This window comes from Pseudomonas sp. B21-028 (genome assembly GCF_024749045.1).
Lineage (GTDB): Bacteria > Pseudomonadota > Gammaproteobacteria > Pseudomonadales > Pseudomonadaceae > Aquipseudomonas.
Genome location: NZ_CP087184.1, coordinates 5,553,527 through 5,577,325, shown reverse-complemented (window position 1 = coordinate 5,577,325; position 23,799 = coordinate 5,553,527). Strand labels below are relative to the sequence as shown.

23 protein-coding genes are annotated in these 23,799 nt (G+C 61.1%); 15 read left to right on the top strand and 8 right to left on the bottom strand.

The window, feature by feature from the left end; translation table 11 throughout:
- The first annotated feature begins 18 nt into the window (after positions 1 to 18).
- On the top strand, positions 19 to 1,683 hold the full coding sequence (gene ettA, locus LOY35_RS24140) for an energy-dependent translational throttle protein EttA (protein WP_041022763.1): 1,665 nt from the start codon (positions 19 to 21) through the stop codon (positions 1,681 to 1,683).
- Between the two features lie 141 nt (positions 1,684 to 1,824).
- On the opposite strand, the gene LOY35_RS24135 is transcribed toward ettA, so the two are convergent.
- The 4 genes from LOY35_RS24135 to LOY35_RS24120 all read right to left on the bottom strand — a co-directional run bounded on the left by LOY35_RS24135 (position 1,825) and on the right by LOY35_RS24120 (position 5,449).
- Positions 1,825 to 2,316 (bottom strand): GreA/GreB family elongation factor, encoded by a 492-nt coding sequence (locus LOY35_RS24135; RefSeq protein WP_258628015.1) that lies wholly within the window; start codon positions 2,314 to 2,316, stop codon positions 1,825 to 1,827.
- A 70-nt stretch (positions 2,317 to 2,386) separates the two neighbouring features.
- Positions 2,387 to 2,743, bottom strand: coding sequence for a hypothetical protein (locus tag LOY35_RS24130; RefSeq protein ID WP_258628014.1), 357 nt, complete (start codon positions 2,741 to 2,743; stop codon positions 2,387 to 2,389).
- A 275-nt stretch (positions 2,744 to 3,018) separates the two neighbouring features.
- Positions 3,019 to 4,872, bottom strand: a complete 1,854-nt coding sequence (locus LOY35_RS24125; protein WP_258628012.1) for a DUF4105 domain-containing protein — start codon at positions 4,870 to 4,872, stop codon at positions 3,019 to 3,021.
- A gap of 88 nt (positions 4,873 to 4,960) precedes the next feature.
- On the bottom strand, positions 4,961 to 5,449 hold the full coding sequence (locus LOY35_RS24120; RefSeq protein ID WP_024780764.1) for a DUF3015 domain-containing protein: 489 nt from the start codon (positions 5,447 to 5,449) through the stop codon (positions 4,961 to 4,963).
- Positions 5,450 to 5,743: 294 nt separating this feature from the next.
- On the opposite strand from LOY35_RS24120, the gene LOY35_RS24115 reads away from it, so the two are divergent.
- From LOY35_RS24115 to LOY35_RS24100, 4 genes are all read left to right on the top strand, one after another.
- Positions 5,744 to 8,182, top strand: a complete 2,439-nt coding sequence (locus LOY35_RS24115) for a Lon protease family protein (RefSeq protein WP_258628011.1) — start codon at positions 5,744 to 5,746, stop codon at positions 8,180 to 8,182.
- Positions 8,183 to 8,492: 310 nt separating this feature from the next.
- Positions 8,493 to 8,834, top strand: coding sequence for a hypothetical protein (locus tag LOY35_RS24110; protein WP_258628010.1), 342 nt, complete (start codon positions 8,493 to 8,495; stop codon positions 8,832 to 8,834).
- Positions 8,835 to 8,957: 123 nt separating this feature from the next.
- Entirely contained in the window at positions 8,958 to 9,446 is a 489-nt protein-coding gene (locus LOY35_RS24105; RefSeq protein WP_047702619.1) for a TIGR00645 family protein, read from the top strand.
- 196 nt (positions 9,447 to 9,642) lie between these two features.
- On the top strand, positions 9,643 to 10,260 hold the full coding sequence (locus LOY35_RS24100) for an FKBP-type peptidyl-prolyl cis-trans isomerase (protein WP_041022757.1): 618 nt from the start codon (positions 9,643 to 9,645) through the stop codon (positions 10,258 to 10,260).
- Positions 10,261 to 10,377: 117 nt separating this feature from the next.
- On the opposite strand, the gene LOY35_RS24095 is transcribed toward LOY35_RS24100, so the two are convergent.
- The 3 genes from LOY35_RS24095 to LOY35_RS24085 all read right to left on the bottom strand — a co-directional run bounded on the left by LOY35_RS24095 (position 10,378) and on the right by LOY35_RS24085 (position 12,366).
- Positions 10,378 to 10,635, bottom strand: a complete 258-nt coding sequence (locus LOY35_RS24095; RefSeq protein ID WP_042731942.1) for a hypothetical protein — start codon at positions 10,633 to 10,635, stop codon at positions 10,378 to 10,380.
- 203 nt (positions 10,636 to 10,838) lie between these two features.
- On the bottom strand, positions 10,839 to 11,180 hold the full coding sequence (locus tag LOY35_RS24090; RefSeq protein WP_258628006.1) for a zinc ribbon domain-containing protein YjdM: 342 nt from the start codon (positions 11,178 to 11,180) through the stop codon (positions 10,839 to 10,841).
- Positions 11,181 to 11,397: 217 nt separating this feature from the next.
- Positions 11,398 to 12,366 carry a polyprenyl synthetase family protein gene (locus LOY35_RS24085; RefSeq protein ID WP_258628004.1) on the bottom strand — a complete coding sequence of 323 codons (969 nt, stop codon included), beginning with the start codon at positions 12,364 to 12,366 and terminating at the stop codon, positions 11,398 to 11,400.
- A 239-nt stretch (positions 12,367 to 12,605) separates the two neighbouring features.
- On the opposite strand from LOY35_RS24085, the gene rplU reads away from it, so the two are divergent.
- From rplU to LOY35_RS24060, 5 genes are all read left to right on the top strand, one after another.
- The gene (rplU, locus tag LOY35_RS24080; RefSeq protein WP_003176051.1) at positions 12,606 to 12,920 is read left to right on the top strand and encodes a 50S ribosomal protein L21; all 315 of its coding nucleotides are present in this window, start codon (positions 12,606 to 12,608) and stop codon (positions 12,918 to 12,920) included.
- Positions 12,921 to 12,955: 35 nt separating this feature from the next.
- Positions 12,956 to 13,213: a 50S ribosomal protein L27 gene (gene rpmA / locus LOY35_RS24075; RefSeq protein WP_003176049.1), complete on the top strand. Its 258-nt coding sequence runs from the start codon at positions 12,956 to 12,958 to the stop codon at positions 13,211 to 13,213.
- Between the two features lie 190 nt (positions 13,214 to 13,403).
- Positions 13,404 to 14,627, top strand: coding sequence for an Obg family GTPase CgtA (gene cgtA / locus LOY35_RS24070; RefSeq protein ID WP_258628001.1), 1,224 nt, complete (start codon positions 13,404 to 13,406; stop codon positions 14,625 to 14,627).
- Between the two features lie 277 nt (positions 14,628 to 14,904).
- Positions 14,905 to 16,023: a glutamate 5-kinase gene (proB, locus tag LOY35_RS24065; protein ID WP_041024783.1), complete on the top strand. Its 1,119-nt coding sequence runs from the start codon at positions 14,905 to 14,907 to the stop codon at positions 16,021 to 16,023.
- Between the two features lie 9 nt (positions 16,024 to 16,032).
- Positions 16,033 to 16,497: a CreA family protein gene (locus LOY35_RS24060; RefSeq protein ID WP_258627995.1), complete on the top strand. Its 465-nt coding sequence runs from the start codon at positions 16,033 to 16,035 to the stop codon at positions 16,495 to 16,497.
- 263 nt (positions 16,498 to 16,760) lie between these two features.
- Here the strand turns inward: LOY35_RS24060 and rpsT are convergent, their stop codons facing one another.
- Positions 16,761 to 17,039, bottom strand: coding sequence for a 30S ribosomal protein S20 (gene rpsT, locus LOY35_RS24055; protein WP_020798646.1), 279 nt, complete (start codon positions 17,037 to 17,039; stop codon positions 16,761 to 16,763).
- Between the two features lie 254 nt (positions 17,040 to 17,293).
- Here rpsT and murJ point away from each other — a divergent pair, with 254 nt between their 5' ends.
- From murJ to fkpB, 5 genes are all read left to right on the top strand, one after another.
- On the top strand, positions 17,294 to 18,832 hold the full coding sequence (murJ, locus tag LOY35_RS24050; RefSeq protein WP_258627981.1) for a murein biosynthesis integral membrane protein MurJ: 1,539 nt from the start codon (positions 17,294 to 17,296) through the stop codon (positions 18,830 to 18,832).
- Positions 18,833 to 18,961: 129 nt separating this feature from the next.
- Positions 18,962 to 19,900: a bifunctional riboflavin kinase/FAD synthetase gene (ribF, locus tag LOY35_RS24045; protein ID WP_258627974.1), complete on the top strand. Its 939-nt coding sequence runs from the start codon at positions 18,962 to 18,964 to the stop codon at positions 19,898 to 19,900.
- Between the two features lie 13 nt (positions 19,901 to 19,913).
- Positions 19,914 to 22,745 (top strand): isoleucine--tRNA ligase, encoded by a 2,832-nt coding sequence (ileS, locus tag LOY35_RS24040; protein ID WP_258627972.1) that lies wholly within the window; start codon positions 19,914 to 19,916, stop codon positions 22,743 to 22,745.
- Complete coding sequence (gene lspA / locus LOY35_RS24035) at positions 22,738 to 23,250, top strand: signal peptidase II (protein WP_041024779.1); 513 nt, start codon at positions 22,738 to 22,740, stop codon at positions 23,248 to 23,250. The genes ileS and lspA overlap by 8 nt, the downstream gene beginning before the upstream one ends.
- Positions 23,243 to 23,680: an FKBP-type peptidyl-prolyl cis-trans isomerase gene (gene fkpB / locus LOY35_RS24030; RefSeq protein ID WP_258627969.1), complete on the top strand. Its 438-nt coding sequence runs from the start codon at positions 23,243 to 23,245 to the stop codon at positions 23,678 to 23,680. The genes lspA and fkpB overlap by 8 nt, the downstream gene beginning before the upstream one ends.
- Positions 23,681 to 23,799 lie beyond the last annotated feature (119 nt).

Here is a 23,799-nt window from a genome sequence, read left to right as displayed (position 1 = left end):
ACAGACGCTAGGTTCACCATGGCTCAATACGTCTTCACCATGCATCGGCTGAGCAAAGTTGTTCCGCCGAAGCGGGAAATCCTGAAAAACATTTCGCTCTCATTCTTCCCTGGCGCCAAGATCGGCGTGCTGGGCCTCAACGGTTCGGGTAAATCCACGCTGCTGAAGATCATGGCCGGCGTCGATACCGAATTCGACGGCGAAGCCCGCCCGATGCCGGACCTGAACATCGGCTACCTGCCCCAGGAGCCTCAACTGGACCCGACCAAGACCGTGCGTGAAGTGGTCGAGGAAGCGGTCAGCGTGATCAAGGACGCCCAGGCGCGCCTGGACGAAGTCTACGCCGCCTACGCTGACCCGGATGCCGACTTCGACAAGCTCGCCGCCGAACAGGCCAAGCTCGAAGCGATCCTGCAGGCCAGCGATGGCCATAATCTGGAGCGTCAGCTGGAAGTCGCTGCCGACGCCCTGCGCCTGCCGGCCTGGGAAGCGAAGGTCGAACACCTGTCCGGCGGTGAGAAGCGCCGTGTGGCCCTGTGCCGCCTGTTGCTGTCCGCCCCGGACATGCTGCTGCTCGACGAACCGACCAACCACCTGGACGCCGATTCCGTCGCCTGGCTCGAACACTTCCTGCACGATTTCCCGGGCACCGTCGTGGCGATTACCCACGACCGTTACTTCCTGGACAACGTCGCCGGCTGGATCCTGGAACTCGACCGCGGCGCGGGCATTCCGTACGAGGGCAACTATTCGGGCTGGCTGGAAGCCAAGTCCGATCGTCTGGCCCAGGAATCCAAGCAGCAGTCGGCCCATGAAAAGGCCATGAAGGAAGAACTGGAGTGGGTGCGCAAAGGCGCCAAGGCCCGCCAGTCCAAATCCAAGGCCCGTCTGCAACGCTTTGAGGAAATGCAGTCCCAGGAATTCCAGAAGCGCAGCGAAACCAACGAGATCTACATCCCGGCCGGTCCACGCCTGGGTGACAAGGTCATCGAATTCAAGAACGTCACCAAGGGCTACGGCGATCGCGTGTTGATCGACAACCTGTCGTTCTCCATGCCCAAGGGCGCCATCGTCGGTGTAATCGGTGGTAACGGCGCGGGTAAATCCACGCTGTTCCGCATGCTGATGGGCAAGGAAACGCCGGATTCGGGCACCATCGAAGTCGGCGAAACCGTGCAACTGGCCTGCGTCGACCAGAGCCGCGAAGACCTGGACGGCAGCAAGACCGTGTTCCAGCAGATCTCCGACGGTTCCGACCAGATCCGCATCGGCAACTACGAAATCCCGTCGCGCACCTACGTGGGTCGCTTCAACTTCAAGGGCGGCGACCAGCAGAAGTTCGTCAAGGACCTCTCCGGTGGTGAGCGCGGCCGCCTGCACCTGGCGCTGACCCTGAAGGAGGGTGGCAACGTCCTGCTGCTCGACGAACCGTCCAACGACCTCGACGTCGAAACCCTGCGTTCCCTGGAAGAAGCCCTGCTGGACTTCCCGGGCGCCGCCATTGTGATCTCCCACGATCGGTGGTTCCTCGACCGCGTGGCGACCCACATCCTGGCGTATGAAGATGACTCACAAGCGGTGTTCTTCGAAGGCAACTACACCGAGTACGAAGCCGATCGCAAGAAGCGCCTCGGCGAAGCCGCTGCCCAGCCGCATCGGGTACGGCACAAGAAACTGGCCTGATTCCTTCAGCCGGTAAGCCGTAGAGCCTGTGGGAGCGAGCCCTGCTCGCGATAGCGTCGGACCAGCCAACATTCATGTTGCCTGACCCACCGCTATCGCGAGCAGGGCTCGCTCCCACAGTGGTTTATCGGCAGGCAGGAGTCACTCCGGCTCTATCGCCAACACCTCAATCGCCATATCCCCCAGCGGTCGCTTCCAGACCACCTCATCCCCGACCTTGCTTCCCAGCAACGCCCGCCCCAGCGGTGAGCCCCAGTTGATCAATCCGCTGGCCGCATCGGCCTGGTCTTCCCCCACCAATTGCACGCGCTGCTCATGGTCCTGCTCATCGACAAAGGTCACCCAGTGTCCGATTCGCACTTGGTCCGCTGAGGTTGCCGTAACGACCTGTGCGCTTTGCAGGCGCTGGTTGAAATAGCGCAGATCCCGTTCCAGGTCCGCGATGCGCTGTTTGTCCGCCAGCTCTTTGCGGGCTGTCTGCTGGCTGTGCAGCGCCTGCAGCTCGGCGACCCGGGCCTGCAACTGGACGAACCCGGCGGGTGTGACGTAGTTGGGTTGCGCGCTGACCTGGCGTTCTACCGGTTGATCGGCCTGGGCCGCGGCGCTGTCTTCGTTGACGAAGGCACGACTCATGGTGTTCTCCTCTATTGGAGTTTGGGCCATGGTCGCAGGCTTTTGGTTTCGACGGATGTCTGTACGCGACTCACTGCGAGCGATAGGCCCGGGCGGCGTCGCGATCCTTTTCCTGTTGCCAGGCGCGTTCGCGCTCATCCCAGTGACGGTCGCGGTAGGCGTCCCGGTCTTCACTTTCGCGCATGGCCTGGCACTGCCGGAAACCGTCGCTCCAGCCTTCGGCGTAGCGTGCGTCCTTGAGATAGCGCGGGACGTCCTTGCGAAACTGGCCGGTGATCGCGCCGGCGGCTTGCCGGCCACTGCTGCAGCCATCGTCGAAGCCGTCGGCGAACGCCGGTGGATAACCTCGGGCGATCAGGTCCTCATGGGTGGTTTCACAGCCGCCAAGCAACATCACTACCGCCAGTACCGCTACCGCGCGCCTCATTTCCTGCCTTCCTGCCGCATTCACATATACAGGAAGTCTAGAAGCGGATTCGTCAGGCCGGTGTGAAAGCGCTGTGATTAATCTGTTCGTTGTGTTGCCGGTGGGGCATTGACCTGATGCCAATCGATAAGGACCAGGCGCCGCACCACCTGTGGGAGCCGAGCTTGCTCGCGATAGCGGCGGACCTGTCAGCATTGTTGGCGATTGACCCGCCCTCATCGCGAGCAAGCTCGGCTCCCACAGGTATTAATTGACCTGTATTGGGCTTTGCCTGATCAGTAGTGATACCACTTCACCTCCAGCATCACCTCGTTCTCCGGCGAGGCCAGGTGGCTGAATTCCCGTTGGGCGCTCAGGCGCAGGCCGAGGTTGCGGGACAGTTCCCACTGTTGGTTCAGGCTCAGGCGCCGGCGCACCTCACCGTTGACGAAATAGTCACCCTTGGCTTCCAGGCTCAGATTGCCCAGCGGGTTTTTCCACAGCACGCCACTGTTGAACCCGGTGGCCGGGGCGATGAATTGGGCGAAGTCGTTGTTGTGTTCCACCCGCACCGTGCCCAGGGCAAACCCCAGCACGTCCTCGCTCAGCGCCCAGGTGCCGCCGGCACCGCCGTTGACGTGGCTGACCAGGTTTTCATCGTCGTGCTTGCCCGGCACCCGTTCCAGGCCCCCGGTGACCTGCCAGGACAGCGGTTGCAGCAATTCATTGCGCGGCGTCAGGGAGCGGATGGTCGCCAGGTCGAGGCGCTGGACCTGCCAGTCATTGCCTTCGTACTGGCGCAGCTTCAACTGCAGGATTTCAATCTGCGCACCCAGCGGGAAGCTTTCGGCATTGTCATTGAGGTCGTGATAAGCCATGCGCAGGCCATATTCACCGAACGCCCGGTCACCCCGGGTGCCGAGGCCAGCCTGCCAGGTGCGCGATTCATGGCCGTCCTCGGGCAGGCCCGGCTGGGGAATGTCGAGTTCTGGCGCGGGGTTCTGGTTGATCGCCCGCAACAGTTCGAAGCTGCGCTGGGCGCGTTGCGGATCGCGCTCCTGGCCGTTGGCGCGGTAACGCTCCAGGCGATAGGCCGCATCGACGATAAGCGCCTGGCGTTGGCGGGGCAGTGCCTTGAATTCGGGGGCCTGCAAGCGCTTTTGGTCGGCGCTGACCTTCAGTACCCATTGCTGTTCGTCATCGGTGAGTGGCTCGGCGCGGCTGAGCAGTTCCCGCTCGCGGGACGGCCGATATTCGATGCTCTCCACCAACCCGGCTTCCTTCACGGCCTTGACGGTGTCGGTGGGGATCGCCGTCAGCGGAAATTGTTCGGTCAGGCGCAGGCTGGGACGGGCCACTTGCAGCAGTTCCAACAGGCGATAGGAGCAGTTTTCATCGAAGAAAAAATAATCGAACTGGATCTGCTTGAGCTCCCAGACGTGCTCGACCATGCGCTCGGTTTCCACTTGGCTCAGGTTGAGGCGGTATTCCCACAGGTCGCGGTTTTCCAGGCTACGGTACTCGGACAGCTTCTCCTGGTAGGGCACCAGGGCGAACAGGCCGGGATAGCCGCCCATCAAGCCCTTCCAGGCGTAGATGATGCTGTTGTCCGACCCTTCAATGTAGGCGCCGAAGTTGATCGCGTAGCTCAACAGGGCGGTCTTGTCCCGTTGCACGTCGGCCTGGTCGATGCGCAACAGGGTATGGCCGAACATAGACGACGGACTGTTCAGGTAGGCGGCCGGAAAAATCATCACCGCGCTATGGGGCGAGACGTCCTTGAACCATTGCTTGAATTCGCTGCAATCGACTGCTGGCAGATCGGTCAGGTTGAGCTGTGCCTTGAGCCAGCGCGTGCGGGCCGGGTACACGCACTGGGCATGTTGCTGACCGGCGCTGGCCGGGCCGTAGAGGGCCTGCAGCGTGGCGGTCAGTTCATGGTCGGGGTGTTCGTTGCCGTCGGGGGCCAGGAAGAATTTCCTGTCGCTGACATAGCTGCGCCAGCCACCGAGCTTGGCGGTTTCGTAGTGGCCCAGGGAAATCCAGAAGCGGTCATTGGCCAATTGCTGCAAACGTTGAGGGTCGACATGGGGGGCGGCGGACAATGGGGCGCACACACAGAGCGCCAGCCAGGCAAGGCGTTTGAGCATAGTCGGCTACTTGGAAAGTCGAAAATAAAGACCGGATGGGCCCAAAAAAGAAAAACCCGCCCCCCGAAGGGAGCGAGTGGGGTCGAGCTTAAGCTTGAGTGGCGTACTTGGCCAGGCGAGGATCGTTTTTCAGTACGGCCAGGGTATTGGTATGCACGTCTTCTGCGGTCACGTCAGCCTTGCTGAAGATCTGCTGGAAGTGCTCGTGGGTGACAGCTGAGAAGTGGGCGCGATCTTCCGGTGCCACACCCAGTACCACGGCATAGGTGGTCAGCGCTTCGCCCTGACCCTTGGCCATGTCTTCGGACAGCTCGTTCATCATTCCATTCATGGCCAGCCAGGACTTGCCACCGTAGGTCAGTGCTGCGTTGGTCGAGCAGCCGTTGGTGCCAGAGGTCATGCCGAAGGTGGCGTTGCCGGAGGTGCCGTTGGTGGTGGAAGCGAGGAAGTGAGCCGGGGTGCCACGCTGACCTTCGAACAGCATGTTGCCCCAGCCGCAATCCGGGCCGCCCGGCGCCTGAGCCATGGCGTTGAGGGATACAGCGGTGAAGAGAGTACCGAGAAGAATCCGTTTCATAGCTATGTTCTCTTTATGTGCATACCAATGGACAGGGTCTGGCGCCTTCGTGGCCTCAACCACTCGCGCCAGTGGGCCGGTTATTGTTCCAGCCGCGCAGTTTGGAGTTTAGGCACGATCCAAGGGTTCCGTGACATTTTGCAAAAACTATCCTGCAAGTCATGCGGTTACGGGCCTCCACTTCGGTTCGGGGCTGGCCGGTTGACTATGCTTTGACCTGAGGCGCTCCTTGCCAGTCAGGTACGGGCGGCGCCAGAATGCCGTTATCTGCCCCGCCTGATGTAAGGAAGCCCGATGCCTGATCCTGTTGCTGCCAGCTTGCGTCTAGCGCCCGAAGCGCTGACCCGTCCGTTTTCCGCTGAACAGTTCAGCTTCTCTACCACCAATGATCTGGAGCCCTTCCGCGGTGTGCTTGGCCAGGAGCGTGCGGTCGAAGCATTGCAGTTCGGCGTGGCCATGCCGCGCCCCGGTTACAACGTATTTGTCATGGGCGAGCCCGGCACCGGCCGGTTTTCATTCGTTAAACGTTACCTCAAGGCCGAAGGCAAGCGCCTGCAGACCCCGGCGGACTGGGTCTACGTCAACAATTTCGACGAGCCTCGCGAGCCCCGGGCCCTGGAGCTGCCATCGGGTACCGCCGGTGCGTTCATCAATGATATCAACGGCCTGATCGACAACTTGCTGTCGACCTTTCCGGCGGTATTCGAGCACCCGTCCTACCAGCAGAAAAAAAGCGCCATCGACCGGGCTTTCAACCAGCGCTACGACCGCGCCCTGGATATCATCGAACGCCTGGCCCTGGAGAAGGATGTCGCGCTGTACCGCGACAGCAGCAACATCGCCTTCACGCCGATGAGCGAAGGCAAGGCCCTGGATGAAGCGGAGTTCGCCCAGTTGCCGGAATCCGAACGCGAGCGTTTCCATGACGACATCTCCGGCCTGGAAGAACGCCTGAACGAAGAACTCGCCAGCCTGCCGCAATGGAAGCGTGAGTCCAGCAACCAGTTGCGCCAACTCAACGAAGAAACCATCACCCTGGCCCTGCAACCGCTGTTGGCGCCGTTGTCGGAAAAGTACGCGGAGAACGCGGCGGTCTGCGGTTACCTGCAAGCGATGCAGGTCAACCTGCTCCGGACAGTGGTCGAGCAACTGGTGGACGACAGCAAGACCGACGCCATCGCCCGCAAAATGCTGGAAGAGCAATATGCGCCGAGCCTGGTGGTGGGACATCCGGCGAGCGGCGGCGCACCGGTGGTGTTCGAACCGCACCCGACCTACGACAACCTGTTCGGGCGCATCGAGTACAGCACGGATCAAGGCGCGCTCTACACCACGTATCGACAGCTGCGTCCCGGTGCCTTGCATCGGGCCAACGGTGGCTTCCTGATCCTTGAAGCGGAGAAAATGCTTGGTGAGCCGTTCGTGTGGGACGCGCTCAAGCGTGCCCTGCAATCGCGCAAGCTGAAGATGGAATCACCCCTGGGCGAACTGGGCCGGCTGGCCACGGTGACCCTGACGCCGCAGCACATCCCGTTGCAGGTCAAGGTCGTGATCATCGGCGCCCGCCAGCTCTACTACGCGTTGCAGGACCTGGACTCGGACTTCCAGGAAATGTTTCGCGTGCTGGTGGACTTCGACGAAGACATCCCGATGGGCGACGAGAGCCTGGAGCAGTTCGCTCAGTTGCTCAAGACCCGTACTTCGGAAGAAGGCATGGCGCCACTGACCGCCGACGCGGTGGCGCGCCTGGCCACCTACAGTGCGCGCCTGGCCGAACACCAGGGACGCTTGTCGGCCCGTATCGGCGATCTGTTCCAGTTGGTCAGCGAGGCGGATTTCATCCGTCAGTTGGCCGGTGACGAGATGACCGACGCCGGCCACATCGAGCGCGCCCTCAAGGCCAAGGCCACCCGCACCGGGCGGGTTTCGGCGCGGATCCTCGACGACATGCTGGCGGGGATCATCCTGATCGACACCGATGGCGCGGCCGTGGGCAAGTGCAACGGGTTGACGGTGCTGGAGGTGGGCGACTCGGCGTTCGGTGTGCCGGCGCGGATCTCCGCCACGGTGTACCCGGGCGGCAGCGGTATCGTCGACATCGAGCGAGAGGTCAACCTCGGCCAGCCGATTCACTCCAAGGGCGTGATGATCCTGACCGGTTACCTGGGCAGCCGCTACGCCCAGGAATTCCCGTTGGCGATCTCGGCCAGTATCGCCCTGGAGCAGTCCTACGGTTATGTCGACGGCGACAGCGCTTCCCTGGGTGAGGCGTGCACACTGATTTCGGCGTTGTCGAAGACACCGTTGAAGCAGTGCTTCGCCATCACCGGCTCGATCAACCAGTTCGGTGAAGTGCAGGCGGTGGGCGGGGTCAACGAGAAGATCGAAGGTTTCTTCCGTCTCTGTGAGGCCCGTGGGCTGACCGGCGAGCAGGGGGCGATCATTCCCCAGGCCAACGTCGCCACTTTGATGCTCGATGAGAAGGTGTTGGCCGCCGTCCGGGCGGGGCAGTTCCACGTCTATGCCGTGCGCCAGGCCGACGAGGCCCTGAGCCTGTTGGTGGGTGAGCCTGCCGGTGAGCCGGATGAAAATGGCGAGTTCCCCGAGGGCAGCGTCAACGCCCGCGTGGTGGAGCGGTTGAGGGTGATTGCGGAAATGATCAGCGAAGACGACATCAAGGAGGCGGAAAAGGAACTGGCGCAAGCAGCCTTGGCGGAGGCCAAGCCGGCTTGATGGAAGTGAAGACCTGAATGTGGGAGCGAGCCTGCTCGCGAAAGCGGTGGATCAGCATCATTGATGTTGACTGACCCAACGCATTCGCGAGCAGGCTCGCTCCCACATTTGGTTGGGACCGATTCAAAAATGCTTCAGAACGCCGCCGATTTGGCGTCAATATTCACACTATGACCATTCGGCGCATTCTGGTCTCGCTTGGCTTGCAAGCGGAACTTTTCTTCTATCCTCAGTTCAAGGATAACGAGAGTCATCATCGGACCGAAACAGCCCCCCGGGGCTGAATACCGTATCACTGAGGGGCGCCGCCATGTCGCGCAACCTTTGCCTCACCCGTCAATGCCTGGGTCTTGTCACTCGTATCGAATGCGCTATCCGTCCGCTGGCGGGGGATACCGGCATGTGGACCCTGCTTTTTGCCGCCGGAATGGCCGGCGAACAACCTTCCGCCCTCAAGGCCCAGGGCCCGTTTCCCGGCCCGAACGCCGCCGAATCGATCCTCGACACCATCGTCCAGGCGCTGACCCTGCATGGTTATGAACTGGCCAACGACCCGCAGATCTGGTGCCTGCACATGCAGGCCCAGCTACGCGAGATCAATGGCGGTCGTTGCCGCAGTTCCGGCGGCTTCGAGTTCCATCCACCTCATTGAAGGCCGGATCCCGGCACTTGCAACCTGACACCAGAGGCTGCGGCCAGGGACGGCCCTGGCGTTTGTGGGGCTCGTCGTGGCTGATATACTCGCCGCCATTTTCTGGCCCTGGTGTGAGACTCAATGGAACGCTTTATCGAAAATGCAATGTACGCCTCCCGTTGGCTGCTGGCGCCGATCTACTTCGGTCTGTCCCTGGGCCTGCTGGCCCTGGCGTTGAAATTCTTCCAGGAAGTCTTTCACGTCATCCCCAACGTGTTCACCATGGCCGAGTCCGATCTGATCCTGGTGCTGCTGTCGCTGATCGACATGGCCCTGGTGGGCGGCCTGCTGGTGATGGTGATGATTTCCGGCTACGAGAACTTCGTCTCGCAACTGGACATCGATTCCGATAAGGAAAAGCTCAACTGGCTGGGCACCATGGACTCTTCATCGCTGAAGATGAAAGTCGCCGCTTCCATCGTGGCCATTTCGTCCATCCACCTGTTGCGCATTTTCATGGACGCCAAGAATGTCGATCCCGAACACCTGAAGTGGTACGTGATCATCCACATGACCTTCGTGGTGTCGGCGTTCGCCATGGGCTATCTGGACAAGCTGACTAAACACTGAAGCCTCCATTGGCGCAGCGCCCGTCTGTCGAAAGGCAGGCGGGCGTTGTCGTTTCCGGCGAGGCACTTTGACGTGGGCGCTGGTCATCCGTCATGGCATCTGTGCTAGTCTGCTCGCCCTTTTGGTTCCGGGCGCTCCGGGAGGCGCTGTGTCACGCACGGCCATTCCCGAGCCGTCCGCACAGCGGAGCAGCAGCATGTCCGAAGTTAACCTGTCCACCGACGAAACCCGCGTCAGCTACGGCATTGGTCGTCAACTGGGCGACCAGTTGCGCGACAACCCGCCACCGGGCGTCAGCCTGGACGCGATCCTGGCCGGCCTGACCGACGCTTTCGCCGGCAAGCCAAGCCGTGTGGGCCAGGAAGAAATGTCCGCCAGTTTCAAGGTCATCCGCGAAATCATGCAGGCCGAAGCAGCCGCCAAAGCCGAAGCCGCTGCGGGCGAAGGTCGTGCGTTCCTGGCTGAAAATGCCAAGCGCGACGGCATCACCACCCTGGCTTCGGGCCTGCAATTTGAAGTGCTGACCCAGGGTGAAGGCGCCAAGCCGACCCGTGAAGACCAGGTGCGTACCCACTACCACGGCACCCTGATCGACGGCACCGTGTTCGACAGCTCCTACGATCGTGGCCAGCCAGCCGAATTCCCGGTGGGCGGCGTGATCCCAGGCTGGACCGAAGCGCTGCAACTGATGAATACCGGCAGCAAATGGCGCCTGTACGTGCCGAGCGAACTGGCTTACGGCGCCCAGGGCGTTGGCAGCATCCCGCCGCACAGCGTTCTGGTGTTCGACGTCGAGCTGCTGGACGTTCTGTAAGGCAGTAACAGGCCTTTGTGGGAGCGAGCCTGCTCGCGATGGCGGTCGGTCAGTCGAGAGTAATGTGACTGACACGACGTCATCGCGAGCAGGCTCGCTCCCACGGGGCTTGTGTGCTCATCCGTGAAACCTGCCATTGAAATCACCTGTCGGGCGCAACGCCCGGGCATAGCAGAACAGGAACAGGTTTCGCACCAGCTCCTTGAGCACCAGTGGTTCGCTTGAGTTCAGGCTGTTGAGGTCCAGGTCTCCCTGATCCTGTAGTTCGCTCAAGGCTTCTTCTTCAAGCACCGCGCAGACTTCCCCGGTTTCCCGATGCAGGATCCTGAGGTAGGGATGTGGGCGGTCCAGCCAGGCGTCGATCAAATAAGTCATGGTTCTCATCTCCTTGATGGGTTTGATGAGAATAATTCTTATTATCAGAATAGCAAGACTCTATTTGTATTCCGGTTTCTTTTCTGACGATGGGTTTTCGCAGCTCACCATGGCTGGCGTTTGGCTGGCATCTGCGAAGCGGGGCTGGAGCGGGGAGGGCGAAGAACCATCCCACGCCAGGCGCGGGATGGGGTACAGAAGACTCAGACTTTTCTGACGAACTCGGATTTGAGTTTCATCGGTCCGATGCCATCGATCTTGCAGTCGATGTCATGATCGCCGTCGCACAGGCGGATGTTCTTGACCTTGGTGCCCACCTTGACCACCAGCGACGTGCCCTTGACCTTGAGGTCCTTGATCACGGTGATAGTGTCGCCGTCCTGCAGGACATTGCCGACCGAGTCTTTCTTCACGGTGTCGTCGGACGTCGCTTCGACTTCGCCGCTGGCAGACCATTCGTGGGCGCACTCCGGGCAGACCAGCTGAGTGCCGTCTTCGTAGGTGTATTCGGAATTGCATTTCGGGCAGGGTGGCAACGTGCTCACTAAGGTTCCTTGGGTATCAGGAGGACAAAAGGGCGCACATTGTATAGGGTTTTTTGCGAGGCGGGTGGTGCTGCGAAGGCATTGTGGCGAGGGGATTTATCCCCGTTGGGCTGCGAAGCAGCCCCCCAACAAACGATCTGACACACCGTGGACTCAGGCCCTGGGGCTGCTTCGCAGCCCAACGGGGATAAATCCCCTCGCCACAAAAGCCCTTGGATCAGTGGGTACGGGCGACTGCAAACTCGCTCAGTTCCACCAGGGCATCGCGGTATTCGCTGGCCGGCAGGGCATCGAGGCATTTGATTGCGCGGGCGACGTAGTCCTGGGCCAGTTTCGCGGTGTAGTCCAGCGAGCCGGAAGCTTCGACCGCTTCACGAATGCTTTCCAGGTCTTCGATCCCGCCTTTCTGGATGGCTTGGCGTACCAGGGCCGCCTGTTCTGGCGTACCTTCGCGCATGGTGTAGATCAGCGGCAGGGTCGGCTTGCCTTCGGCGAGGTCGTCACCGACGTTCTTGCCCAGGGTCTCAGCGTCGCCCTTGTAGTCCAAAAGGTCGTCCACCAATTGGAAGGCCACGCCCAGGTGGTCGCCGAAGGTGCGCAGCGCTTCGCTCTGCTCGGCGGTCGCGCCGGCCAGCGCGGCGGCGCTGTGGGTCGAGGCTTCGAAGAGCATCGCGGTCTTGCCGCGGATGACCTCCATGTAGGTTTCCTCCGTGGTGCTGGCGTCACGCACCTTGGACAACTGCAGTACTTCGCCTTCAGCGATGATGCGAGTGGCCTGGGACAGGATCTTCATCACCGGCATCGAGCCCAGTTCGACCATCATTTCGAACGAGCGCGAATACAGGAAGTCGCCCACCAATACGCTCGGGGCGTTGCCCCACATGGCATTGGCGGTCGAGCGGCCGCGGCGCATGCCAGACATGTCGACCACGTCGTCGTGCAGCAGGGTGGCGGTATGCAGGAATTCGATGGTGGCAGCCAGCAGGCGCAGGTCGTCGCCTTCGCGGCCCAGGGCCTTGCCACACAGGAGCACTAATAAAGGACGCAGGCGTTTGCCGCCAGCCGAGGTGATGTAGTCGCCGATTTTCGACACCAGCGGCACTCGGGAAGTCAGCTGCTTCTTGATGATGCCGTCGACGGCACTAAAATCGTCCGCCACTGCGCGGTAGAAAGCTTGGGGTTGCATCAGCGACAGGCGCTCCAGAAGGGTTGCGCGGCATGCTAGGACCCACGTCCGGGGCTGTCAAGGCACGATGGACGGCTACTTGCATCGCCAGGACAGCTTGCGTACAATCGCGCACCCTGAACTTCCTGGGCAGCACCTGCCTTACGCAATTGCATCCGGGCCTTCCAGCCCATGCAGCCATGCCAGCCAATACCTCTTCTTATAAAGCGCTGGGTGAGCAGGATTATCGGAGAAATACCATGTCTTATGCAGTAATCGTTACTGGTGGCAAGCAATACAAGGTCGCCCCAGGTGAATACCTGAAGATCGAAAAACTGGAAATCGCTACCGGCGAATCCGTGACTTTTGATCGCGTTCTGTTGGTCGCCAATGGCGATGACGTGAATATCGGTGCTCCAGTTGTTGCTGGCGCTACCGTTGTGGCTGAAGTGATCTCCCAAGGTCGTCACGATAAAGTCCGCATCATCAAGTTCCGTCGTCGTAAGCACCACATGAAGCGTATGGGCCACCGCCAGTGGTACACCGAGATCAAAATCACCGGTATTCAGGCTTAATTTCAGCCTAATTCCTCACTAGGAGAATTGAACTCATGGCACACAAAAAAGCTGGTGGTAGTACCCGTAACGGTCGCGACTCAGAAGCCAAACGCCTTGGCGTGAAGATGTATGGTGGCCAGAAAATCATTCCGGGCAACATCATCGTGCGTCAACGCGGCACCCAATTCCACGCCGGTTACGGTGTAGGCATGGGTAAGGATCACACTCTCTTCGCTAAAATCGAAGGCGTGATCAAGTTCGAAGTAAAGGGCGCTTTCAACCGCCGTTACGTGAGCGTTGTCGCGGCTTAATCGCGAGGATGCTGGAGAAGCCCTGTCTTGCGACGGGGCTTTTTCGTTTGTGGGGTGAGTCTCTTGCAAAGCTGTTTGTATGGGCTGCCGGCGCTGCTATCGTGCGCTTGATCTGGTCGCTGCGTTCATTTTTGCAAGAGTCTTATGTCTTGTTTTTTTCGACTCGTCCGTATGGCGAGAGGCGTGTGTCATGAAGTTTGTTGATGAAGTATCGATTCGAGTAAAAGCCGGCGACGGCGGCAATGGCTGCATGAGTTTCCGTCGGGAAAAATTCATTGAAAACGGTGGTCCGAACGGTGGTGACGGCGGCGATGGCGGCTCGATCTTCATGCTCGCCGACGAAAACCTCAACACCCTGGTGGACTACCGTTACACCCGGCACTTCGATGCCGAGCGTGGCTCCAACGGCGGCAGCACCGACTGCACCGGTAAGAAGGGTGAGGACTTGGTCCTGCGTGTTCCGGTCGGTACCACGGTGATCGACTCCGCGACCCAGGAAGTCATTGGCGACCTGACCAAGCCGGGCCAGCGTCTGCTGGTGGCTCATGGTGGTTGGCACGGCCTGGGCAACACCCGCTTCAAGTCCAGTACCAACCGCGCGCCACGCCAGACCACGCCAGGCAAGCCGGGCGAGCAGCGTGACCTGAAGCTGGAAATGAAGGTGCTGGCCGATGTAGGCCTGCTGGGCTTGCCGAACGCCGGTAAAAGTACCTTCATTCGCTCGGTGTCGGCCGCCAAGCCGAAAGTGGCGGACTACCCGTTCACCACCCTGGTGCCGAACCTGGGCGTGGTCAGTGTCGACCGCTGGAAGAGCTTCGTGGTTGCGGACATCCCGGGGCTGATCGAGGGTGCTTCCGATGGCGCTGGCCTGGGGATTCGCTTCCTCAAGCACTTGTCTCGCACCCGCCTGCTGCTGCATCTCGTGGACATGGCGCCGCTGGATGAAAGCAATGCGGCCGATGCTGCCGAAGTCATTGTCAGCGAGCTGACCAAGTTCAGCCCGGCCCTGGCCGAGCGTGATCGCTGGCTGGTGCTGAACAAGTGCGACCAGATCCTCGAAGAAGAGCACGAGGAACGGGTCAAGGAAGTCGTCGACCGCCTGGAGTGGGAAGGTCCGGTCTACGTGATCTCCGCCATTGCCAAAGAAGGCACCGAGCGCCTGTGCCACGACATCATGCGCTACCTGGAAGATCGCGCCGATCGCCTGGCCAACGACCCTGTCTACAAGGAAGAGCTGGCCGAGCTCGACCAGCGCATCGAGGACGAAGCCCGTGCACAGTTGCAGGCGCTGGATGACCAGCGTGCCCTGCGTCGCAGTGGCGTCAAGTCGGTCCATGACATCGGCGAAGATGATTGGGACGAAGAGGATGTGGATGACGAAGATGGTCCGGAGATCATCTACGTTCGCGACTGATCCTGAGATGTTCGTCAGTTAAGCTGCGAAACCTGTGGGAGCGAGCCTGCTCGCGAATGCGTTATATCAGCCAGTATCCATGCTGCTGATCCAGCGCTTTCGCGAGCAGGCTCGCTCCCACAGGGTTTAAGTGGCTCGGCGCGGTGTTATCATCGCAGCCAGCCGGTTTCCAGGGCGCCGCTCATTCGAGCGGCGTTTTGGTGTCTGCAAAACGCAAATACGAATAATCCCATGGACGGCGCTGGGTCGCGCCGTCCGCTGGCAAAGGTTGAAAATGATGCGGAGCAAGGTGACGGGTGCGCGGCGCTGGGTCGTGAAGATCGGCAGCGCACTGCTGACGGCGGATGGCAAGGGCCTGGATCGCAAGGCAATGGCGGTGTGGGTCGAGCAGATGGTGGCCTTGCATGAGGCTGGCGTCGAGCTGGTGCTGGTCTCTTCGGGGGCTGTGGCAGCCGGCATGAGCCGTCTGGGCTGGACGTCGCGACCCAGCGCGATGCACGAATTGCAGGCAGCCGCCGCCATCGGCCAGATGGGTCTTGTACAGGCCTGGGAATCCAGCTTCGCCGAGCATGGCCGTCATACGGCGCAGATTCTCCTGACCCACGATGACCTCTCCGACCGCAAGCGCTACCTCAATGCCCGCAGCACCTTGCGAGCGCTGGTAGAGCTGAAGGTCATCCCGGTGATCAACGAGAACGATACCGTGGTCACCGATGAAATCCGCTTTGGCGACAACGACACCCTGGCCGCGCTGGTGGCAAACCTGGTGGAAGCCGATCTGCTGGTGATTCTCACGGATCGTGATGGCATGTTCGACGCTGATCCGCGCAGCAACCCCGATGCCAAGCTGATCTACGAAGCCCGTGCCGATGACCCGGCTCTGGATGCGGTGGCGGGCGGTACTGGCGGCGCGCTGGGGCGTGGTGGCATGCAGACCAAGCTGCGTGCTGCGCGTCTGGCGGCGCGCTCCGGTGCCCATACCATCATCATCGGTGGGCGATTGGAGCGGGTGCTGGATCGCCTGAAGGCGGGCGAGCACATTGGTACGTTGCTCTCGCCTGAGCGCGGCATGTTGGCGGCGCGCAAGCAGTGGCTGGCCGGGCACCTGCAAACCCGTGGCACCCTGGTGCTGGATGCGGGTGCCGTGACGGCGTTGTCGAAGGGCAACAAAAGCCTGCTGCCAGTGGGTGTGAAACTGGTCCAGGGTAGCTTCCGGCGTGGCGAAATGGTGGTGTGCGTGGCGCCGGATGGTCGCGAGATCGCTCGTGGCCTGGCTAACTACAGCGCGCTGGAAGCACAGAAAATCATCGGCCAATCGTCTGATGCGATTGTCGGTCTGCTGGGTTACATGGCTGAGCCTGAGCTGGTTCACCGCGACAACCTGATTCTTGTCTAAGGAAATTACATGGGTTTGGCAAAAGGATTGATCGGCCTGCTGTTGGCGATGCCGCTGCTGGCCTCGGCCGAGGAGATTGGCCAGGTATCGACGGTATTCAAGTTTGTCGGGCCGAACGACCGGATCGTGGTTGAGGCGTTCGACGATCCCAAGGTGGATGGCGTGACCTGCTACCTGTCCCGGGCCAAGACCGGAGGCGTGAAAGGTGGTCTGGGTCTGGCCGAGGATCGTGCCGAGGCGTCCATCGCCTGTCGTCAGGTGGGGCCGATCAGCTTCAAGGGTGAGCTCAAGGACGGCGAGGAAGTATTCCGCGAGCGCACCTCGCTGGTGTTCAAGACCATGCAGGTGGTGCGCTTCCTCGACAAGAAGCGCAATACGCTGGTGTACCTGGTCTACAGCGACCGCGTGATCGAGGGCAGTCCGCAGAACGCGGTGACGGCGATTCCAATCCTGCCGTGGGCTCGTCCTCAATAATCAACACATAGCCCCTGTGAGAGGGCTAAATGTGGCGAGAGGATTTATCCCTGCTGGACTGCGAAGCAGTCCCCTCAGCCCGCCTGACACATCGCATGCTCAGGTTTAAGGGTCGCTTCGCGACCCGGCGGGGATAAATCCCCTCGCCACAGGTTTAGCTACTTCCTTAAGTGAGCGGCATTACCCACATAAATTTGCGTGGTGTGAAAAATCCCAGGCAATAAAAACCGACCCTGAGGTCGGTTTTTTAACGAGCGCGTCGCTTAGGCAGCAGCGGCAACGTTCAGGGCCTTTACATGGCCATTCAGGCGGCTCTTATGACGAGCAGCTTTGTTCTTGTGGATGATGCCTTTATCGGCCATACGGTCGATAACAGGCACAGCCAGAACGTAGGCAGCTTGAGCTTTTTCAGCGTCTTTTGCGTCGATGGCCTTAACTACGTTTTTGATGTAGGTACGAACCATGGAACGCAGGCTGGCGTTGTGGCTGCGACGCTTCTCAGCCTGTTTTGCACGTTTTTTGGCGGAAGGTGAGTTGGCCACCGTCGAGCTCCTCGAAAGACTTTTTGGGAAATAGCAAACAAAATAGGCCGCGAATCATGCCGATGAGTTGAGGTCTTGTCAAGGGCGGGTGACGCGTTCCGCTGAATGGCAGGTACAACGCACCGGATGATTTCTTTCCGGCGTGTGACCTGTAAACTCGCGGGCTTTGGCGCTGTGCTGTTTAGCGGCGCGGAGTATCGCACAAGTGGGCGCGTTGTTCGCCTGCTGTTTATCGACAGGCTGAAACTCTTTTCATGAATCTGCTCAAATCGTTGGCTGCCGTCAGCTCTATCACGATGCTTTCCCGCGTCCTGGGGTTTGTCCGTGACACGCTCATCGCACGGATATTCGGCGCCGGAATGGCCACCGACGCCTTCTTCATCGCCTTCAAGCTGCCCAACCTGCTGCGTCGGATCTTCGCCGAAGGGGCATTTTCCCAGGCCTTCGTGCCGATCCTGGCGGAATATAAAAGCCAGAAGGGCGACGAGGCGACCCGCACGTTCATTGCCTATGTCACTGGTCTTCTGACACTGGTGCTGGCGCTCGTCACGACGGCGGGCATGCTCGCCGCGCCCTGGGTGATCTGGGCCACGGCGCCGGGTTTTACCGATACTCCGGAAAAATACCAGCTCACCACGGATCTCTTGCGGGTGACCTTTCCTTATATATTGCTGATTTCCCTGTCGTCCCTGGCCGGGGCGATTCTCAATACCTGGAACCGGTTTTCGGTGCCGGCCTTCGTGCCGACGCTGCTCAATGTCAGCATGATCGTGTTTGCGGTGTTCCTGACGCCGTACTTCAACCCTCCGGTAATGGCCCTCGGTTGGGCGGTGCTGGTGGGTGGCCTGGCGCAGCTGCTGTACCAACTGCCCTACCTGAAGAAGATCGGCATGCTGGTACTGCCGCGCCTGAACCTGCGCGACAGCGGCGTCTGGCGGGTGCTGAAACAGATGTTGCCGGCGATCCTCGGGGTATCGGTGAGTCAGATTTCCCTGATCATCAACACTATTTTCGCTTCGTTCCTGGTGGCCGGTTCGGTGTCGTGGATGTACTACGCCGACCGTTTGATGGAATTGCCGTCCGGCGTGCTGGGCGTGGCGCTGGGCACGATCCTGTTGCCGACCCTGGCCAAGACCTATGCCAGCCGGGACCGCCAGGAGTACTCGCGCATTCTCGACTGGGGCCTGCGCCTGTGCTTTGTGCTGGTGCTGCCTTGCGCGGTGGCCTTGGGGATCCTGGCGGAGCCCTTGACCGTCTCGCTGTTCCAGTATGGCCAGTTCAAGGCGTTCGATGCCCTGATGACCCAGCGGGCCCTGATCGCTTACTCGGTGGGGTTGCTGGGGATCATCCTGATCAAGGTGCTGGCGCCAGGTTTCTATGCCCAGCAGAACATCCGCACACCGGTAAAGATCGCCATTTTCACTCTGGTGATGACGCAATTGTTCAACCTCTTGCTGATCGGTCCCCTGGCCCACGCCGGGCTGGCGTTGGCGATCAGTATTGGCGCCTGCCTCAACGCCGGGTTGCTGTTCTACCAACTGCGCAAGCAGAAGATGTATCAACCGCAGCCGGGCTGGGGCAAGTTCGGCCTCAAGCTGTTGGTGGCCGTGGGGGTGATGGCGGCGGTGCTGCTCGGGGCGATGTATTTCATGCCGGCCTGGGGCGACGGGCAGATGCTCGAACGTTTCCTGCGCCTGGGCGTGCTGGTCGTCGCGGGTGTGGTGGCGTATTTCGGCATGTTGTTGCTGATGGGGTTCCGTCTGCGAGACTTCAATCGCAAGGCCTTGAGCTGAGGGATTACTGTCGATAAGGGCGGGTCGGGCAGCGGTTTTGTCGGTTCGATCACTTTGGGTTACGGTGTTGCCTGTCGTTGACCGCCGGGTGTGGTTATAATCGGCCACTTTATGAGCAAGAAGCGCGTTATGCAGCTGGTTCGAGGCCTCCACAACCTGCGTCCCCGGCATCGGGGCTGTGTCGCCACCATTGGCAACTTCGACGGTGTTCACCGTGGCCACCAGGCTATCCTGGCGCGGCTGCGCGAGCGTGCGCTGGAGCTGGGCCTGCCCAGTTGCGTGGTCATCTTCGAGCCACAACCCCGGGAGTTCTTTGCCCCCGAGACCGCGCCGGCCCGTCTGGCCCGCTTGCGGGACAAACTGCAACTGCTGGCCGCCGAAGGCGTCGACCGGGTCCTGTGCCTGGCTTTCAACGAGCGCCTGAGCAAGCTCAGCGCCGCCGAGTTCGTCGAAACCATCCTGGTGAGCGGTCTCGACGTGAAGCATCTGGAGGTCGGTGACGATTTCCGTTTCGGCTGCGACAGGGCAGGGGATTTCACCTACTTGCAGCAGGCCGGCCTCGCCCGTGGCTTTACCGTTGAAGCGGCGCAGACCGTCGAGATGGATGGCTTGCGTGTCAGCAGCACCCAGGTCCGCAATGCCCTGGCCGCTGCCGACTTCGAGTTGGCCGAGCGCTTGCTTGGCCGTCCGTACCGGATTGCCGGGCGGATCCTGCACGGACAGAAGCTGGCGCGCCAATTGGGTACGCCGACCGCCAACGTGCAGCTCAAGCGCCGTCGTGTGCCGCTGACCGGGGTGTTCCTGGTGAGCGTCGAGATCGACGGCAAGGCCTGGCCCGGCGTCGCCAATATCGGCGTGCGCCCCACGGTCCAGGGAGATGGCAAGGCCCATCTCGAAGTACATGTTCTGGATTTTGCCGGCGATCTGTATGACCGGCGTTTGACGGTGGTTTTCCACCAGAAGCTGCGTGAAGAGCAGCGTTTTGCCTCCCTGGAGGCGCTCAAGACGGCGATCCATGCAGATATCGCCGCCGCCCGTGCCCTTGTCGCAACCAGCGCCAATCGCTAATGAAGAGCCTTAAATGACCGACTATAAAGCCACGCTAAACCTTCCGGACACCGCCTTCCCGATGAAGGCCGGCCTGCCTCAGCGCGAACCACAGATTCTGCAGCGTTGGGACAGCATTGGCCTGTACGGAAAGTTGCGCGAAATTGGCAAGGATCGTCCGAAGTTCGTCCTGCACGACGGCCCTCCGTACGCCAACGGCACCATTCACATCGGTCACGCGCTGAACAAGATTCTCAAGGACATGATCATCCGCTCCAAGACCTTGTCGGGTTTTGACGCGCCGTATGTCCCAGGCTGGGATTGCCACGGCCTGCCGATCGAACACAAGGTGGAAGTGACCCACGGCAAGAATCTGGGCGCGGACAAGACCCGCGAGCTGTGCCGTGCCTACGCCACCGAGCAGATCGAAGGGCAGAAGTCCGAATTCATCCGCCTCGGCGTGCTGGGTGACTTCGCCAACCCCTACAAGACCATGGACTTCAAGAACGAAGCCGGCGAAATCCGTGCCCTGGCGAAAATCGTCGAGGGTGGCTTCGTGTTCAAGGGCCTCAAGCCGGTGAACTGGTGCTTCGATTGCGGTTCGGCCCTGGCCGAGGCGGAAGTCGAGTACGAAAACAAGAAGTCGTCGACCATCGACGTGGCGTTCCCGATTGCCGATGAAGACAAGCTCGCCGCCGCTTTCGGCCTGGGCAAGCTGGCCAAGCCGGCCGCCATCGTGATCTGGACCACCACTCCGTGGACCATCCCGGCCAACCAGGCGCTGAACGTCCACCCGGAGTTCAACTACGCCCTGGTCGACGTTGGCGACAAGCTGCTGGTGCTGGCCGAAGAGCTGGTCGAGTCCTGCCTGTCCCGCTACGGCCTCGAAGGCTCGGTGCTGGCGACCGCGCCAGGCTCGGCGCTGGAACTTATCAACTTCCGTCACCCGTTCTATGATCGTCTGTCGCCAATCTATCTGGCTGACTACGTCGAACTGAGCGCTGGCACCGGTATCGTTCACTGCTCGCCTGCCTATGGTGTGGACGACTTCGTCATCTGCAAGAAATACGGCCTCGTCAACGATGACATCCTCAATCCAGTTCAAAGTAATGGCGTGTACGCGCCATCCCTGGAGTTTTTCGGTGGCCAGTTCATCTTCAAGGCCAACCCGGCCATCGTCGACAAGCTGACCGAAGTCGGCGCGCTGCTGCACACCACCGTCATCGAACACAGCTACATGCACTGCTGGCGCCACAAGACCCCATTGATCTACCGCGCCACCGCGCAGTGGTTCATCGGCATGGACAAGCAGCCAACCAGCGGCGACACCCTGCGCCAGCGCTCGCTCAAGGCCATCGAGGACACTCAGTTCGTCCCGGCCTGGGGCCAGGCGCGCCTGCACTCGATGATCGCCAACCGTCCTGACTGGTGCATCTCCCGCCAGCGCAACTGGGGCGTGCCGATCCCGTTTTTCCTGAACAAGGAAAGCGGCGAGCTGCACCCGCGTACTGTCGAACTGATGGAAGCCGTGGCCAAGCGCGTCGAAGCCGAAGGCATCGAAGCCTGGTTCAAGCTCGATGCCGTCGAGCTGCTGGGCGACGAAGCGCCGCTGTACGACAAGATCAGCGACACCCTGGACGTCTGGTTCGACTCCGGCACCACCCACTGGCACGTGCTGCGCGGTTCGCACCCGATGGGCCACGAGAGCGGCCCGCGTGCCGACCTGTACCTGGAAGGTTCGGACCAGCATCGCGGCTGGTTCCACTCGTCATTGCTGACCGGTTGCGCCATCGACAACCACGCGCCGTACCGCGAGCTGCTGACCCACGGCTTCACCGTCGACGAGTCCGGCCGCAAGATGTCCAAGTCCCTGGGCAACGTGATCGCGCCGCAGAAGGTCAACGACACCCTGGGCGCCGACATCATGCGCCTGTGGGTCGCCTCCACCGACTACTCCGGCGAGATGGCGGTTTCCGAGCAGATCCTGCAGCGCAGCGCGGACGCCTACCGGCGCATCCGTAATACCGCGCGCTTCCTGCTGTCGAACCTGACCGGTTTCAACCCGGCCACCGACCTGCTGCCGGCCGAAGACATGTTGGCCCTGGACCGCTGGGCCGTGGACCGTACCCTGCTGCTGCAACGCGAATTGCAGGAACACTACGGCGAATACCGCTTCTGGAATGTCTACTCGAAGATCCACAATTTCTGCGTGCAGGAACTGGGTGGTTTCTATCTCGACATCATCAAGGATCGCCAGTACACCACCGGCGCCAACAGCAAGGCACGCCGCTCGTGCCAGACCGCGCTGTTCCACATCAGCGAGGCGTTGGTGCGCTGGATCGCGCCGATCCTGGCGTTCACCGCCGATGAGCTGTGGGAGTACCTGCCGGGCGAGCGCAACGAATCGGTGATGCTCAATACCTGGTACGAAGGCCTCACCGAATTGCCGCAAGGCTTCGAGCTGGACCGTGCCTACTGGGACCGGATCATGGCGGTCAAGACTGCGGTCAACAAGGAAATGGAAATCCAGCGCGCGGCCAAGGCCGTCGGTGGCAACCTGCAAGCCGAGGTGACCCTCTACGCCGAAGAGGCCCTGAGCGGCGACCTGGCCAGGCTGGGCAACGAACTGCGCTTCGTGCTGATCACCTCCACCGCCAGTGTCGCGCCGTTGGCGCAGGCCCCGGCCGATGCCGTGGTGACCGAAGTGGCCGGGCTGAAGCTCAAGGTGGTCAAGTCGGGCTTCGTCAAGTGCGCCCGTTGCTGGCATTGCCGCGAAGACGTCGGCGTGAATCCGGAACATCCGGAAATCTGCGGACGTTGTGTCGACAACATCAGCGGCACCGGCGAGGTTCGCCACTATGCCTAACGCAGCGGGCCGTTTCGGACGGCTGGGCTGGCTCTGGTTGAGCGTGCTGGTCCTGGTCATCGACCAGGCCAGCAAGTTCTACTTCGAAGGCTCGTTGACCATGTACCAGCAGATCGTGGTCATCCCCGATTACTTCAGCTGGACCCTGGCCTACAACACCGGCGCGGCGTTCAGCTTCCTGGCCGACAGTTCGGGCTGGCAGCGCTGGCTGTTCGCCCTGATCGCTGTTGTGGTCAGCGCGGTGCTGGTGGTCTGGCTCAAGCGCCTGGGCCGCGACGAAACCTGGCTGGCCGTGGCGCTGGCGCTGGTGCTCGGCGGCGCCCTGGGCAATCTCTATGACCGCATTGCCTTGGGCCACGTGATCGATTTCATCCTGGTGCATTGGCAGAACCGCTGGTATTTCCCGGCGTTCAACTTCGCCGACAGCGCCATCACCGTGGGCGCCATCATGCTCGCCCTGGACATGTTCAAGAGCAAGAAAACCGGAGAAGCCGTCCATGACTGAGCAGCGTATCGCTCAAAACACCGAAGTGAAGCTGCACTTCGCCCTGCACCTGGATAACGGCGACACCGTCGACAGCACCTTCGACAAGGCCCCGGCCGTGTTCAAGGTGGGTGACGGTAACCTGTTGCCAGGCTTCGAGGCGGCGATCTTCGGCTTCAAGGCCGGCGACAAGCGCACCGTGGTCGTGACTCCGGAAAACGCCTTTGGTCAGCCCAACCCGCAAAACGTGCAGACCATGCCACGCTCGCAGTTCCAGGACATGGAGCTGTCCGAGGGCTTGCTGGTGATCTTCAACGACGCGGCCAATACCGAGTTGCCGGGTGTGGTGAAGGCTTTTGACGACGCCCAGGTGACCGTGGACTTCAATCACCCGCTGGCGGGCAAGACCTTGAACTTCGAAGTGGAAATCCTCGAGGTCAAGGCGGTTTAAGGTTTAACGGGCAATTACTGCTCTCACACTACCTGTGGGAGCGAGCCTGCTCGCGATAGCTGAGTCACAATCGCTACCGAGGCGACTGGTCCACCGCATCGCGAGCAGGCTCGCTCCCA